At 62.7% G+C, this 12,977-nt stretch carries 12 protein-coding genes; 4 read left to right on the forward strand and 8 right to left on the reverse strand.

The window, feature by feature from the left end; genetic code table 11:
• Positions 1–30 precede the first annotated feature (30 nt).
• The 4 genes from LRL22_RS15790 to sgrR form a co-directional block, all read right to left on the reverse strand.
• Positions 31–732 (reverse strand): hypothetical protein, encoded by a 702-nt coding sequence (locus LRL22_RS15790; RefSeq protein ID WP_270905855.1) that lies wholly within the window; start codon positions 730–732, stop codon positions 31–33.
• Between the two features lie 44 nt (positions 733–776).
• A complete protein-coding gene (locus LRL22_RS15795; RefSeq protein WP_005336457.1) occupies positions 777–1,172 on the reverse strand; it encodes an acyl-CoA thioesterase in 396 nt (131 codons plus the stop codon).
• Positions 1,173–1,438: 266 nt separating this feature from the next.
• Positions 1,439–3,616: a catalase/peroxidase HPI gene (gene katG / locus LRL22_RS15800; RefSeq protein ID WP_270905836.1), complete on the reverse strand. Its 2,178-nt coding sequence runs from the start codon at positions 3,614–3,616 to the stop codon at positions 1,439–1,441.
• A gap of 145 nt (positions 3,617–3,761) precedes the next feature.
• A complete protein-coding gene (gene sgrR / locus LRL22_RS15805) occupies positions 3,762–5,465 on the reverse strand; it encodes an HTH-type transcriptional regulator SgrR (RefSeq protein ID WP_270905837.1) in 1,704 nt (567 codons plus the stop codon).
• Between the two features lie 100 nt (positions 5,466–5,565).
• Between sgrR and LRL22_RS15810 the strand changes: the two genes are divergently transcribed.
• The 3 genes from LRL22_RS15810 to LRL22_RS15820 all read left to right on the forward strand — a co-directional run bounded on the left by LRL22_RS15810 (position 5,566) and on the right by LRL22_RS15820 (position 7,894).
• Positions 5,566–5,742: a hypothetical protein gene (locus LRL22_RS15810; protein ID WP_005336463.1), complete on the forward strand. Its 177-nt coding sequence runs from the start codon at positions 5,566–5,568 to the stop codon at positions 5,740–5,742.
• A gap of 150 nt (positions 5,743–5,892) precedes the next feature.
• On the forward strand, positions 5,893–7,161 hold the full coding sequence (locus tag LRL22_RS15815) for an O-acetylhomoserine aminocarboxypropyltransferase/cysteine synthase family protein (protein ID WP_124241464.1): 1,269 nt from the start codon (positions 5,893–5,895) through the stop codon (positions 7,159–7,161).
• A 106-nt stretch (positions 7,162–7,267) separates the two neighbouring features.
• A complete protein-coding gene (locus LRL22_RS15820; RefSeq protein ID WP_270905838.1) occupies positions 7,268–7,894 on the forward strand; it encodes a glutathione S-transferase family protein in 627 nt (208 codons plus the stop codon).
• 64 nt (positions 7,895–7,958) lie between these two features.
• Here LRL22_RS15820 and LRL22_RS15825 read toward each other — a convergent pair whose 3' ends face one another.
• Both LRL22_RS15825 and LRL22_RS15830 read right to left on the reverse strand, forming a co-directional pair.
• Positions 7,959–8,858, reverse strand: a complete 900-nt coding sequence (locus LRL22_RS15825) for a DMT family transporter (RefSeq protein WP_270905839.1) — start codon at positions 8,856–8,858, stop codon at positions 7,959–7,961.
• Between the two features lie 137 nt (positions 8,859–8,995).
• Positions 8,996–9,436 (reverse strand): DUF2214 family protein, encoded by a 441-nt coding sequence (locus tag LRL22_RS15830; protein ID WP_005355246.1) that lies wholly within the window; start codon positions 9,434–9,436, stop codon positions 8,996–8,998.
• Positions 9,437–9,519: 83 nt separating this feature from the next.
• On the opposite strand from LRL22_RS15830, the gene LRL22_RS15835 reads away from it, so the two are divergent.
• Positions 9,520–11,154 (forward strand): sensor domain-containing diguanylate cyclase, encoded by a 1,635-nt coding sequence (locus tag LRL22_RS15835; protein ID WP_270905840.1) that lies wholly within the window; start codon positions 9,520–9,522, stop codon positions 11,152–11,154.
• 116 nt (positions 11,155–11,270) lie between these two features.
• Here LRL22_RS15835 and LRL22_RS15840 read toward each other — a convergent pair whose 3' ends face one another.
• A complete protein-coding gene (locus LRL22_RS15840; RefSeq protein WP_270905841.1) occupies positions 11,271–11,924 on the reverse strand; it encodes an HAD family hydrolase in 654 nt (217 codons plus the stop codon).
• 39 nt (positions 11,925–11,963) lie between these two features.
• The gene (locus LRL22_RS15845) at positions 11,964–12,971 is read right to left on the reverse strand and encodes an ABC transporter ATP-binding protein (protein WP_270905842.1); all 1,008 of its coding nucleotides are present in this window, start codon (positions 12,969–12,971) and stop codon (positions 11,964–11,966) included.
• Between the last annotated feature and the right edge of the window lie 6 nt (positions 12,972–12,977).

A 12,977-nucleotide genomic window follows, 5' to 3' on the forward strand; every position in this document is an offset into this window, starting at 1 on the left:
GGCCCGCGATGGGCCCCCTTGCTACTGCGCTTATTGCGGCTTGTTGGCACCCGGCAGCGGCTGCCAGGTGAGGCGGGTCACTTGGGTGCCCTGCACCTCGCACTTGAGGCTCAGCTCCTGCCACCCCTTATCCTGACGCAGGGAGACCTCCCCCTCGATCCCCTGCTCGCCAATCTTCAGCTTATCCTGCTCGAAGATCACCTTGTCGCCGTGGGCAAGATCCATCAGTTTGCCGTTGCAGAGCCAGTGAGCGAGATCCGCCCCCTTCAGCTTGACGCCCCCCTTGGCCGCCTTCTGTTCGGCCGCGCTCACCACAAACAGCTTGCTCAGCTCGGCGGCTCGCTTGGTGAGCCACTCCTGACGCTGCTGCATGCTCATTTTGCTGACGAACTCGGCGGGCTGGCCCTTCTCGTCCAGCCACTGGGTCAGCTTGCCGTTGTCATCAAAGGCAAACTGGGCGGCGGGCTCTTTGACCCCGAACAACTTGCCACCCTTGAAGTAGTAGCGGCTCTCCCCTTCCAGCTTGCCCAGCTCGTTCATGATGGGCACGGCGATGATAACGGGGACGCCATCGATCCAGGCCTTGATATCGACGCCGTCATGGCTGAATTGACGGGTATCGAGGGCGCTCTCGGCCCCCTTCTCCATCAGGGTAAACTGCTCGGCGAGAGAAGCGGCCAGAGAAGGGAGGGAGCAGAATCCCAGGGTCAGCGCGATCGCTGTGTTGCGCATTGAGTTGTACATAACACTCCTGTGATGGGCCATCCGGCCCGTGGTTAACTCTCTGTCAGCCAGGCCCGCAGCCCTTCCCGGTGAGCATCGCTCAGGGGCAGGGATTGGCGGGCCCGGTAGTCAAAATGGATCAGGGTCGTTTCGGCGGTGACGGCCAGTTCGCCGCCCTGCCAGGCCTCCTGCCAGACCGTAAAGGAGCTGGTGCCGATGCGGCGCACACCAGTCTTGATGGTGACCGGCTGGCCGTAGAACAGCTCCCGTTTGAACTGCACCGTATAGCCCGCGATGATCAGGTGCCAGTTATGCACATCCAGATCGGGGGAGAAGATCCGGAACAGGGGATCCCGCGCCGATTCGAACCAGACCGCCGGCACCGTATTGTTGATATGGCCGAGGGCATCCGTCTCCTGAAAGCGGGGTTGGATCTGCATTTCCAGCATGGGTTGACTCCTTGTCTCTTTGTTTCTGTCCTTGTCCTGTTGATTGGACATCAGTGGCCAATGGGGTGGCCGCCGGGCATAACCAGCGGATCAGCATGTTACATGATACTGCTGGCCCAAGCACAGGGATGCCAGCGGCCCTGCGCGACCGGCCAGCGGGTGTCGCAGCGCGGCTGATTGTAAGGCCGCACAGAAAAGCGGGCAGTAAAAAGCCCCGCACATCTTGGCTGTGCGGGGCTGGTGCAGATAACCAAACGGCTTGGGGACTAGCCGAGCAGATCGAAGCGATCCGCATTCATCACCTTGTTCCAGGCGGTGATGAAGTCACAGACAAACTTCTCGCTGTTGTCATCCTGGGCATAGACCTCGGCATAGGCGCGCAGCACCGAGTTGGAGCCGAACACCAGATCCACCCGGGTGGCCGTCCACTTCAGGGCGCCGCTGCGGCGATCGCGGATCTCGTAGAGATTGCTCGCTTTCGGCAGCCACTGGTAGCCCATGTCGGTCAGGTTGACGAAGAAGTCGTTGCTGAGTACCCCGACCCGATCGGTAAAGACCCCGTGCCCGGTACCGCCGTGGTTGGTGCCGAGCACCCGCATCCCGCCGACCAGCGCCGTCATCTCGCAGGCGGTGAGCCCCATCAGCTGGGCGCGATCCAGCAGCAGCTCCTCCGCCGTCACCACATAGTCCTGCTTGAGCCAGTTGCGGAAGCCGTCGGCCAGCGGTTCCAGCACCTCGAACGAGGCCACATCGGTCTGAGCCTGAGTGGCGTCCCCCCGGCCCGGCGCAAACGGCACGCTCACCGTCACCCCGGCGGCCTGCGCAGCCTGCTCGATGGCGAGGTTGCCCCCCAGCACGATGAGATCCGCGACGCTGACGCCACACTCGGCCGCCAGCTTGTCATAGACCGCCAGCACCTTCGCCAACTTCGCCGGTTCGTTGCCCGGCCAATCCTTCTGCGGCGCCAGCCGGATGCGGGCGCCGTTGGCACCACCCCGCTTGTCGGAGCCTCGGAAGGTACGGGCACTATCCCAGGCGGTAGTGACCCGCTCGCTGATGGAGAGGCCGCTGGCGGCGATCCTGGCCTTCACCGCCGCCACGTCATAATCGGCACGTCCGGCTGGCACCGGATCCTGCCAGATCAGATCTTCTGTCGGCACATAGGGGCCGACATAGCGGCTCTTCGGCCCCATATCCCTGTGGGTCAGCTTGAACCAGGCACGGGCAAAGGCGTCGGAGAAGGCCGCCGGATCATCGCGGAAGCGCTCGGCAATCTTGCGATACTCGGGGTCGAATTTGAGCGCCATGTCGGCATCCGTCATCATGGGTTTGCAGCGGATCGAGGGGTCCTCCACATCTACCGGCATATCCTCTTCGGCGATATTGATCGGTTCCCACTGATGGGCCCCCGCCGGTGATTTTTGCAACCACCAGTCGTACTTGAACAGCAGATCGAAGTAGCCGTTGTCCCATTGGGTCGGGTGGGTGGTCCAGGCCCCCTCGATGCCGCTGGTCACAGTGTTGCGGCCGATGCCGCGGTTGTTGTGATTGATCCAGCCGAGCCCCTGCTCCTCGAGGCTGGCCCCTTCCGGCTCGGGCCCAAGCTGTTTGGCATCGCCGTTGCCGTGAGCCTTGCCGACTGTGTGGCCACCGGCGGTCAACGCTACCGTCTCTTCATCATCCATCGCCATGCGGGCGAAGGTGACCCGCATATCCTGCGCGGTTTTCAGGGGATCGGGCTGGCCATCCACCCCTTCCGGGTTGACGTAGATAAGCCCCATCATCACCGCCGCCAGCGGGTTTTCCAGATCCCGCTCGCCGGAGTAACGACCGCCCGGCTTGCCGCTGGGCGCCAGCCATTCCTTCTCCGATCCCCAGTAGATATCCTTCTCCGGATGCCAGATATCCTCGCGGCCAAAGGCGAAGCCGAAGGTCTTGAGCCCCATGGACTCATAGGCCACGGTGCCCGCAAGAATGATCAGATCGGCCCAGCTGATCTTGTTGCCGTACTTCTTCTTGATGGGCCATAGCAGGCGACGGGCCTTGTCGAGGTTGGCGTTATCCGGCCAGGAGTTGAGAGGGGCGAAACGCTGGTTGCCGCTGCCACCGCCGCCGCGGCCATCGGCGATGCGGTAAGTCCCGGCCGAGTGCCAGGCCATGCGGATCATCAGGCCGCCGTAGTGGCCCCAGTCGGCGGGCCACCACTCCTGACTGTCGGTCATCAGGGCGGTCACATCCTGCTTGAGGGCCGCCATATCGAGCCCCTTCAAGGCTTCCCGATAGTTGAAACCGGCCCCCAGCGGATTGGTCTTGGTATCGTGTTGGTGAAGAATGTCGAGGTTGAGGCTCTTCGGCCACCACTCCATTCTGGACGTCTCGACGGAGGTGGTTCCCCCGTGCATGACCGGGCATTTTCCTGCGGAACTGTCTGAATTGTTGCTCATCGTTTTCCTCATTTGCTCTGCTGTCCATAACCTGAAACAGCATGGCACAGAGGCGTGACACAAACTGTGCAGCAGCGGCCGATTTACGGATCTTTCACGCAAGCGGCCACGGAGCACTCGTCAGCCGCGACAGAAATTGGACGAACTATGGCGCCTCTGCGGGTTGATGGGTCGGCTCGGGCCGCAGCCAGGCGCTGCGAAAATCGAACCAGCCGAGCGCCGTCATCCGCACCCCGTGCACGCCGACCCGGCTCTCCAGCTCCAGCCAGTGGTGAAACAGCGGCACAAACCAGCTCTGCTGCTGCACGGTTGCCAGCAGGGCGCGGGGGCCTGGTTCCTCACCGCTGGCGCGCCACTGCATCAACCCTTGCCACAACTCACGTTGACTGCTCCACACCTTGCGCAGCAACGGGGTGCCCTGCAACCAGGCGTAGGGGGCAAAGGGGCCGGCATGTTCGAGGTTGAGGGTGCCAAGCCAGAGATCCACGTCTTCATCCTCGCCACTCACCCAGCGGCCGTAATCGAGGGTGCGCACCTCGAGCCGGATCCCCTGTTCGGCCAGCAGGCTGCTCATGGCGTTGGCGCACTCGTTGAACTCCAGATGCTGGTTGAAGCAGGCAAGCGCCAAGGTTGTCGGCAACTGCGCCGGTGTGGGCAAGGGCGCGGGCAACGCTTCGCGCCAGTGGGGCAACAGGCCGAGGGCACTGGTCCAGCCCCGTTGCAACTCGGGGGCGACCCGTCCCATCAGGGCTACCGGATTGAGCAGTTGACCCAGCCACTGGCGCAGGGCGGGATCCTGCAAGGATCCGGAACGATCGTCCTGCAGCAAGAAATAGCAGCCCGACTCCAGCTCCGACTCGCCGCGCATGGTGCCGAGCTCAGGGCTGTCGCGCCCCAGCTGCAGGTGGGTCTCCAGCCGCTCCGCCAGCTCCGGCAGCATCCAGATATCGATCTCGTCGAGCAGGGCGCGCAGGCCGAAGTAGTCGTCAAACGCCGCAAGGCAAAGATGCAGGGGATCGTTGGCGGCCACCCGGTAAGGGCCAGTGCCCACAGGTTGCAGGGCAAAGCCCGCCTCCCCCTTGAGCTCCCGCGGCAAAATGGTCGCCACCGGCTCCGCCAGCAGGTGGGGCAGCCAGGGATCCGGGCTGTCGAGATAGAGATCCAGTGTGCGCGGCCAGGGGCTCTCCAGCCGGGTCAGATGGGAAAACAGCGGCCGATCCCGCAGGGCCAGCAGGCTCTCCATCACATCCTCCACCACCAGCTCGCGGCCGTGGTGAAAGCGCACCGCCGGGCGCAGATAGAAGCGCCAGTGACAGGGGCCCAGACACTCCCAGTGGTGGGCCAGATCCCCTTCGATTTCCCCATTTTCCTCATTTCGCCGGGTGAGGCCGTTGAAGATCTGGCGGCTCAGGTGAATTTCGGAGCGGCGCATCGGGCCGGTGGGCAACAACTGCGGCAGCGGCCGGTAGTAGGGCACCCGCAGGATCTGGCGCCCCTCGCGGGTGGCCTGACCGAGCTGTTCAATCAGCAGCGGAGTGAGCAGATCGAGGCGATCCTCGGCCAGCCGCACCGCCTGCGCCAGCTGGCCCTGACTGAGCAGCTCCCGCAAGCGGCGCCGGGTCAGGCTCTCCTGACTGTCGAGCAGGGTGAGCCGGGAGCGCCGCCCCCGCCCCGCTTCCGCCGACCAGCTGAGCCAGCCCTGATCCTGCATCCGCCGCAGCAGCAGACGGGCGTTGCGTGGGGTGCAGCAGAGCAGATCCGCCACCTCGGCGAGGCTGATCTCCCGTTCGTCGCTGCCAAGCAGCTGGGCGAGTCGTTGAAATTGCTGGTAAAGGCGACCGGTCGGCATAAAAGAGGAAATCCTGTTGCTATAAGTCATCAGTTTTTACTTCCGCATTTTAGCTCAATACTGCTGATGAACGTGAGAACCACAGTAGAGGAGCACCATCATGAGCCACGCCAACCCCCTCAAACCGAACCGGATCCAGCAGACCTTGCGCCGTTACTTCAAGCGGATCCTGCCGCGCCCGCTGCCGCTCATCGAGGATCCCATGCAGCAGCTCAACCGCCTGATGCAGTGGGACATGAACCAAATCGACGACAAGGAGTATCGCCGCCGTCTCTGAGTGCGAGCCGTGCCAGCCACTCGGGACGCGCATCCCCTGCGGGAGCAATTGCTTTGCCGGATCTTGCTGTTTACAACGGCCACGGGCCTGATAGATTGGACGTCTATCCATCTATAACTGCCATAAGCAACATCCAACAAGGAGTGTGTGATGAAAGATGCGACCCTGGCCCTGCACCACGGCTTTACCAACGACCCCACCACCAAAGCCGTTGCCGTACCCATCTACCAGACGGTGGCCTACGAGTTCGAGAGCGCCCAGCACGGGGCGGATCTCTTCAATCTGGCGGTGCCGGGCAATATCTACACCCGCATCATGAACCCCACCAATGATGTGCTGGAGCAGCGGATGGCCGCGCTGGAAGGGGGGATCGCCGCACTGGTAGTCTCGGCAGGTTCTGCCGCCATCACCTATGCCATTCAGGCGCTGACCGCAGCCGGTGACAACATCGTCTCCACTCCCCAGCTCTATGGCGGCACCTACACATTGTTCGCCCACATGCTGCCGAGTTTCGGGGTCGAGGTGCGCTTCGCCAAGGATGACAGCGCCGAAGCCATCGCCGCCCTCATCGACGACAAGACCAAGGCGGTCTACTGCGAGAGCATCGGCAACCCGGCGGGCAACATCGTCGATCTGGCCGCGCTGGCCAAGGCAGCCCATGCCCGTGGCGTGCCGCTCATCGTCGACAACACGGTCGCCACCCCGGTGCTCTGCAAGCCCATCGAACATGGCGCTGACATCGTCGTCCACAGCCTGACCAAATATGTCGGCGGCCACGGCAACTCGCTGGGTGGCGTCATCGTCGACTCGGGCAAGTTCCCCTGGGCGGATCACGCCGAGCGCTTCCCGCAGTTGACCAAACCCGAGCCCTCCTACCACGGGGTGGTCTATACCGAGGCCTTTGGCCCGGCCGCCTTTATCGGGCGGGTACGCACAGTGCCGCTGCGCAATACCGGCGCAGCGCTGGCGCCGATGAACGCCTTCCTGCTACTGCAGGGGCTGGAGACCCTGAGCCTGCGCATGGAGCGCCACGTCGACAACGCCCTGCGGGTCGCCAACCACCTCAAGCATCACCCCAAAGTGGCATGGGTCAGCTACGCCGGTCTGCCGGGTCACCCGCACTATCTGCTCGCAGAGAAGTACATGGCCGGTCGCCCCTCGGCCATCCTCTCGTTCGGCCTGAAGGAGGGTTATGAAGCCGGCGTGCGTTTCTACGATGCACTGAAGATATTCAAGCGGCTGGTCAATATCGGTGACGCCAAGTCGCTGGCCTGCCACCCCGCCTCCACCACCCATCGCCAGTTGAGCGAAGAGGAGCAGGCCAAGGCTGGGGTCAAACCCGAGATGATCCGGCTGTCGGTCGGGATCGAGGCGATCGAGGACATTCTGGCGGATCTGGATCAGGCGCTGGAGGCATAAGTCAGGTGTTGAGCGAGCGGGCATCAGCCCGCTCTTTTTTTACTGCCGGTGAACCGCCCCCCTCGCCCGCTCGTACATCCCACCCTGCCACCGAATCGAGGTCGTTATGATAGTCCTGCACCACCTGAACAAATCCCGCTCCCAACGCATCATCTGGCTGCTCGAAGAGCTGGGCCAACCCTATGAGATCAAGGCGTATCAGCGCGATGCCACCACCTTTCTGGCACCGCCCGAGCTAAAAGCCATTCACCCCCTCGGCAAGTCGCCGGTCATCGAGTTCGACGGCCAGGTGCTGGCAGAATCGGGTGCCATCACCGAGTACCTGATTGCCCGCTATGCCGCCGATCGGCTGGCTCCTGCACCAGATAGCCCGGAGTATCCCGAATACCTGCAGTGGCTTCACTTTGCCGAGAGCTCGGGCATCCTGCCACTGCTGCTCGACATGTTCGTGCGCAAGGATGGCAGCCCGATGCGCTTCCTGCCGGACTACGCCAAGGCGGAGTGTGCCAAGGTGATGGGCTACCTCAACGATGTGATGGCGAATCGCCACTATCTGGTGGGGGATCGCCTCTCCGGCGCCGACATCATGAACTCCTTCCTGGTGGATCTGCTGGCGCAAAGCGGCCAGCTGGCCCACTTCCCGCACCTGCAAGCCTACCGGGAACGCCTCAATACTCACCCAGCCCGCCAGAAGGCAGTAGAGCTGGAACGCGAGCTGGATCTACGCCCCTGACCGAGCCGCCACCATGCAAAACGCCCCGACAGTCGGGGCGTTTTTGTTATGCTGCGAGCGCGGTTTACTTGGTCGCTGGCACCTTGTCCCGGCGCGACTTCCACCACCATCTCAAGCGGATCTGGGAGATGAGCATCCCCGCCAGCATCAGGGCACAACCGGCAATGGCGCGCTCATCCAGCATTTCATCCAGCAACAATACGCCACCCACGGCGGCAAAGACGGTCTCCAGACTGAGGATGATGGCGGCATGGGCCGGATGGGCACCCCGCTGCCCCACCACCTGCAGGGTATAACCGACCCCGACCGACACCAGCCCGGCATAGAGCAGCGCCTGCCAACCGGCCACGACACCGCTAACAGTCGGAGTTTCAATAACAAAAGCGGTGGCGAGACTGAGCAGGCCGCAGACCACGAATTGCACCCCGGCCAGCTTGATGGGAGCGACCCGGTTGGAGTAGTGATCCACCAGCAGCAGGTGAACGGCCCAAAACAGTGCCCCGGCCACCTGCAGCAGATCGCCAAAGCCGATGGTGAACTCGTCGGTGACGCTCAACACATAGAGGCCCGTCAGAGCAATCAGGGCACCAATCCAGGTATTGAGGCCGCTCTTGTGGCGCAGCAGCAGCCCCAGTACCGGCACCAGAATGATGTAGAGCCCGGTGATGAAACCGGCCTTGGCGGCAGTGGTATAGAGCAGCCCCACCTGCTGCAGGGAGGCGGCACAGAACAGCACCAGCCCGGCCAGCACACCACCGATCAGCAGTTGGCGATGGTCGCCCGCGACGGCAACAGGTTGTCGGGATTTGAGCCACCAGAGCAGCGGCAGCAGGGAGAGGGCGCCGAGCAGAAAGCGCAGGCCATTGAAAGTATAGGGCCCCATGTGATCCATCCCGAGGCGCTGGGCGACAAAACCCATACCCCATATGGTGGCAGCCATCAGCAACATCAGATTGGAGCGCATGGCGATTCTTCCTTAAATCGGCGCGTGACGGGTTATCCGATCCAAGATACCCGCCTCCCTATCCTCTTGTCTCCACTCTTTGTCTTCGCTCTTGCTCTCAACGCGCTGCATCGCACTGCTTTTGAGCACCGCGAGTGTTACAGCAGCGAGGGCTTGGTGAACACGGCCAACAGGGCAATCAATAGCAGATTACCCCGCAGGATCCACACCACCCGGAAGTGCTGCTGGATGGAGATCATCGGCGCCTTGCCCAGACGCAGGGCGCGACGCCAGCGATAGAAGAGGCGACTGGGATAAACGAGGGAGCCAACAATCAGCAGAAACAGCCCCATCTTGAGGCCGTGGGCAGGATGGGCAAAGATCTCTGCCACCGAGCTGGCATGCTCGAGGGCCAGCAGACACCCGGTCGCAAAGATGGAGAAGAGCGCCAGCGCCGCCACCCCATCTGCCAGCAGCAGGCGGCGCACTCGCAGCATGTTCAGGCCGCGCCGAAAGATCAGATACTCGACACAGAGGGCAAGGATTAGCACCGCTATGCTGCCATAATGAATCATTGAGAGCAGAGTGTGGTTCAGCATCGGAAACATCTCATTTGCTGCCTTTAGACGAGCCGCACAGCATCATATATGCTGGTGCCACCCGAGACGAAAAGGATCTGTTCATGTCCCCCGCCAAGCCCAAGAACACTTGGTCTTTGATCACCCGCATGCGGCTGGGCCTCCTCTTGCTCTTTATCCCTGTGTTGCTGCTCGGCAGCATCTACTACCTGCATATGGAGCGCACCCTGCGCCACGAGCAGCAACAGAACCTGATTGCTCGCAACACCCAGTATTTCCATACCCTGATCGAACCCTATCTGGCGACCCTCAAACACCAGTTTACGCTCATTTATCAGCAGGTAAATTATCAGGATTTCAGCGGTCCGGAGATCCGCAACGGCGAGCGCTACCTGAAACAGTGGCAGGCCTATCACAAGGTGATGGAGCTCGATTACGTCTACGTGGGCACCGAACATCGCAAGATGCTGATCCACCCCTCCTGGCAGGCCGACGAGAAGTTCGATCCCAGAACCCGCCCCTGGTATCTGCTGGCCGCCAGCCATCCCGGACAGATTGTCTGGACTGATCCTTATTACGACTACACCTTGGGCACTCTCACCATGGCGCTGGCCAGGGTAATTGAAGATCCTGACGGCAAGCGGGTTGGCGTACTCTCGCTGGATACCCAGCTCACCCCCCTCACCAGCTGGCTCAACAACAAGCATGATGAGACTCACCCTCTGGGGGCTGGCTATCAGATCCTGCTCAACCATGACGGGCTGGTGCTGGCCCATCCGGATCGCGAACGGGTATTCAAACCCCTCGCCCACCCCGACTGGCTGACCCGGATGCAACTGCCGCAGGGCTTTTTCCTCGATAATGCCAGCGGCCTGATGGTCTCCTACTACCGCATCCCCGAGCAGCGCTGGATCCTGCTCAGCGTCGAGCCCACCGCCAGCATGCAGCAGGTGATCGACAGCGTTTCCATCAACGTGCAGTTGATGATTGCTGTCGCCTGCATTCTCTATCTGCTGCTGGCCCTGCTCTGGTCCCGCTACTTCCGCCGGATGCTGGGGGAGATCACCCTGCTGATCCGCGCCAGCCGCTCCGGCGGTATCGCATACAACGGCCGCCGTATGCTGGAGCTGGCCAAGGTCTATGAAGAGATGGATGCCGCAAGCCAGGACTTTGCCCAGATCCGCCTGCAAGCCCATCAGGACAAGCTCACCGGGCTCTACAATCGTCGCTTCTTCGACGAGTGCCTGCAGAAACAGCTCAACAGTGGCGCTCCCTTCGGGGTGGTGATGTTCGATCTGGATGATTTCAAGCGGGTCAACGATACCCATGGCCATCAGGCGGGGGATGTGGTGCTCAAGCGGGTGAGCAAGCTGGGCATGAATCTGTTCCACGAGTGGGGCTGGTTCTGCCGCTATGGCGGCGAGGAGCTGGTGCTGATCTTCCGTTACGGCGAAGAGCAGCCGATGCTCCCCTCCCTGCTGGAAGCGTTCCGGCTCGGGGTGGAGCAGCTGGAGTGGCGCGAACCCGACCTCACCATCACCATCAGTGGCGGGGTGGCCTTCAGCCGCTCCGGGCTCTCGGCCAAAGAGCTGGTGGAGCTGGCCGACAAGGGGGTCTATCAGGCCAAGCGGGAGGGGAAAAACCGTATCTGCTTCCCGCTGCGCCACACCCCTCACCAGAGTGCCGAGGAGGGCGTTCCCGCCTTTGGCGAGCCCCGGCAACAAACCAACGAGGGGTAGCCTACAGCGGCCAGCACCAACCACAACGCCGTCAGTAAAAACAAAGAGAGAGGCTCCTGCCTCTCTCTTTGTTTATCGTGCTTCTTGCCGCACGTTAAGCCTGTGTGGCGCGCGACTCAGCGCAGCCACTCCCACACCGGCCAGCCCAGCTCCTCGGCTTGCTGACGCAGCGCGGGGGCCGGATTGACCGCATGGGGATGGCTCACCGCCCGCAGCATGGGCAGATCGTTGTGGGAGTCGCTGTAGCCAAAGCTCCCCTGCCAGAGATGGTCCCTGCCTGCAAACAGCTGGTTGATACGGGCCACCTTGCCTTCGCGAAAGCTGAGGGTGCCGCGGGTCTGGCCGGTCAGCATCCCCTCCTCCTCATCGAGCAAAATGGCGACGCAGTGATCCATCCCCAGCATCTTCGCCATGGGGGCCACCAGATGCTCGCCGGAGGCGGAGATGAGCACCAGATCGTCGCCCCGCTCCCGATGCCATTCGATGCGCGCCAACCCCTCGGGGTAGAGGCGCTCGCGCAGCACCTGCTCGGCAAAGCGGGTAGAGAGCGAGTCGAGCCACTGGCGCGTCTTGCCCGCCAGCGGTTGCAGGGTGAAGGCCATGTACTGGTGCATATCCATCTTGCCCTGATGGTAGAGGGACATCATGGCCTGCTCCTCCGCGATCATGCTGGCGGAGGCCAGCTCCTCGGCCACCATGTACTCCAGCCAGAGGCTGGCGGAATCCCCGGCAATCAGGGTCTCGTCCAGATCAAACAGTGCCAGTGCCATGAGGGCTCCTTGCGGTAACAACGAAAATGAAACGAGGCGTCATGCTACCTCACAGAGTTGATCCCGGGCCACCGCCAGAGTCACGGCACTGCCGGGTGCCAGCAAATCGCCAGCCGAACGGTTGAGGCAATCCACCATCAACAGCCCCGCCTCGCACTCCACCTGATAGCGGATCACGTTGCCGAGCAACTGTTGCTGGCGAACGATGCCGGGCAGGCTGGGTTCGCTGCTGGTCGCCCCGGCGGGCAGCAGGGTGATGGACTCTGGCCGCAGAGCCAGCTTGCCCTGAAAACGGGGGCCGAACAGCGACTTGCCCTGCTCTGCGCCGAGCAGGTTGTAGTTGCCGATAAAACCCGCCACAAACTCGCTGGCGGGACGGGTATAGATCTCCTCCGGCGTGCCGCTCTGGACGATGGATCCCTTGTTCATCAGGAAGATCCGATCCGACATGGTGAGCGCCTCCTCCTGATCGTGGGTCACGAAGATGGTGGTGAGTTCGAGCCGCTGCTGGATCTCGCGGATCTGCTGGCGCAGGCTGCGGCGGATGCGGGCATCCAGTGCCGAGAGCGGCTCGTCCAGCAGCAGGATCCGCGGCTGCACCACCAGCGCCCGGGCCAGTGCCACCCGCTGGCGCTGGCCGCCGGAGAGCTCGGCCGGATAGCGGCGCTCGAAACCGGTCAGCTCCACCAGCGCCAATGCCTCCTGCACGCTGGCCGCCAACTCCCGTCCCGGCTGGGGTTTCATCTTGAGGCCGAAGGCGACGTTGTCCCACACCGTCATGTTGGGGAACAGCGCATAGCTCTGGAACACCATGCCGATGCCGCGCTTCTGGGGCGCCTGCCAGGTGATCTCCTCACCGGCCACCCGCACCTGACCGCCATCCACAGGGGTGAGCCCGGCCAGCGCCCGCAGCAGGGTGGACTTGCCACAGCCGGAGGGGCCGAGCAGGGTCACCAGCTCCCCCTTGCGAATGCCGAATTCGATCCCCTCGAACACCCGGGTGTCGCCGTAGGATTTGTGCAGTTGATTCACTTCTAGATGGAACATGTTGAT

Source organism: Aeromonas sp. PI_26 (assembly GCF_027854445.1).
GTDB classification, from domain to species: Bacteria; Pseudomonadota; Gammaproteobacteria; order Enterobacterales; family Aeromonadaceae; genus Aeromonas; species Aeromonas veronii.

Bases quoted from the DNA above. Each gene is read 5' to 3' on its own strand.
- LRL22_RS15825 (WP_270905839.1), bottom strand. From the start codon at position 8,858: ATGCGCTCCAATCTGATGTTGCTGATGGCTGCCACCATATGGGGTATG.
- LRL22_RS15790 (WP_270905855.1), bottom strand. From the start codon at position 732: ATGCGCAACACAGCGATCGCGCTGACCCTGGGATTCTGCTCCCTCCCT.
- LRL22_RS15845 (WP_270905842.1), bottom strand. From the start codon at position 12,971: ATGTTCCATCTAGAAGTGAATCAACTGCACAAATCCTACGGCGACACC.
- sgrR (WP_270905837.1), bottom strand. From the start codon at position 5,465: ATGCCGACCGGTCGCCTTTACCAGCAATTTCAACGACTCGCCCAGCTG.
- LRL22_RS15795 (WP_005336457.1), bottom strand. From the start codon at position 1,172: ATGCTGGAAATGCAGATCCAACCCCGCTTTCAGGAGACGGATGCCCTC.
- LRL22_RS15810 (WP_005336463.1), top strand. From the start codon at position 5,566: ATGAGCCACGCCAACCCCCTCAAACCGAACCGGATCCAGCAGACCTTG.
- LRL22_RS15820 (WP_270905838.1), top strand. From the start codon at position 7,268: ATGATAGTCCTGCACCACCTGAACAAATCCCGCTCCCAACGCATCATC.
- LRL22_RS15835 (WP_270905840.1), top strand. From the start codon at position 9,520: ATGTCCCCCGCCAAGCCCAAGAACACTTGGTCTTTGATCACCCGCATG.
- LRL22_RS15815 (WP_124241464.1), top strand. From the start codon at position 5,893: ATGAAAGATGCGACCCTGGCCCTGCACCACGGCTTTACCAACGACCCC.
- katG (WP_270905836.1), bottom strand. From the start codon at position 3,616: ATGAGCAACAATTCAGACAGTTCCGCAGGAAAATGCCCGGTCATGCAC.
- LRL22_RS15840 (WP_270905841.1), bottom strand. From the start codon at position 11,924: ATGGCACTGGCACTGTTTGATCTGGACGAGACCCTGATTGCCGGGGAT.
- LRL22_RS15830 (WP_005355246.1), bottom strand. From the start codon at position 9,436: ATGCTGAACCACACTCTGCTCTCAATGATTCATTATGGCAGCATAGCG.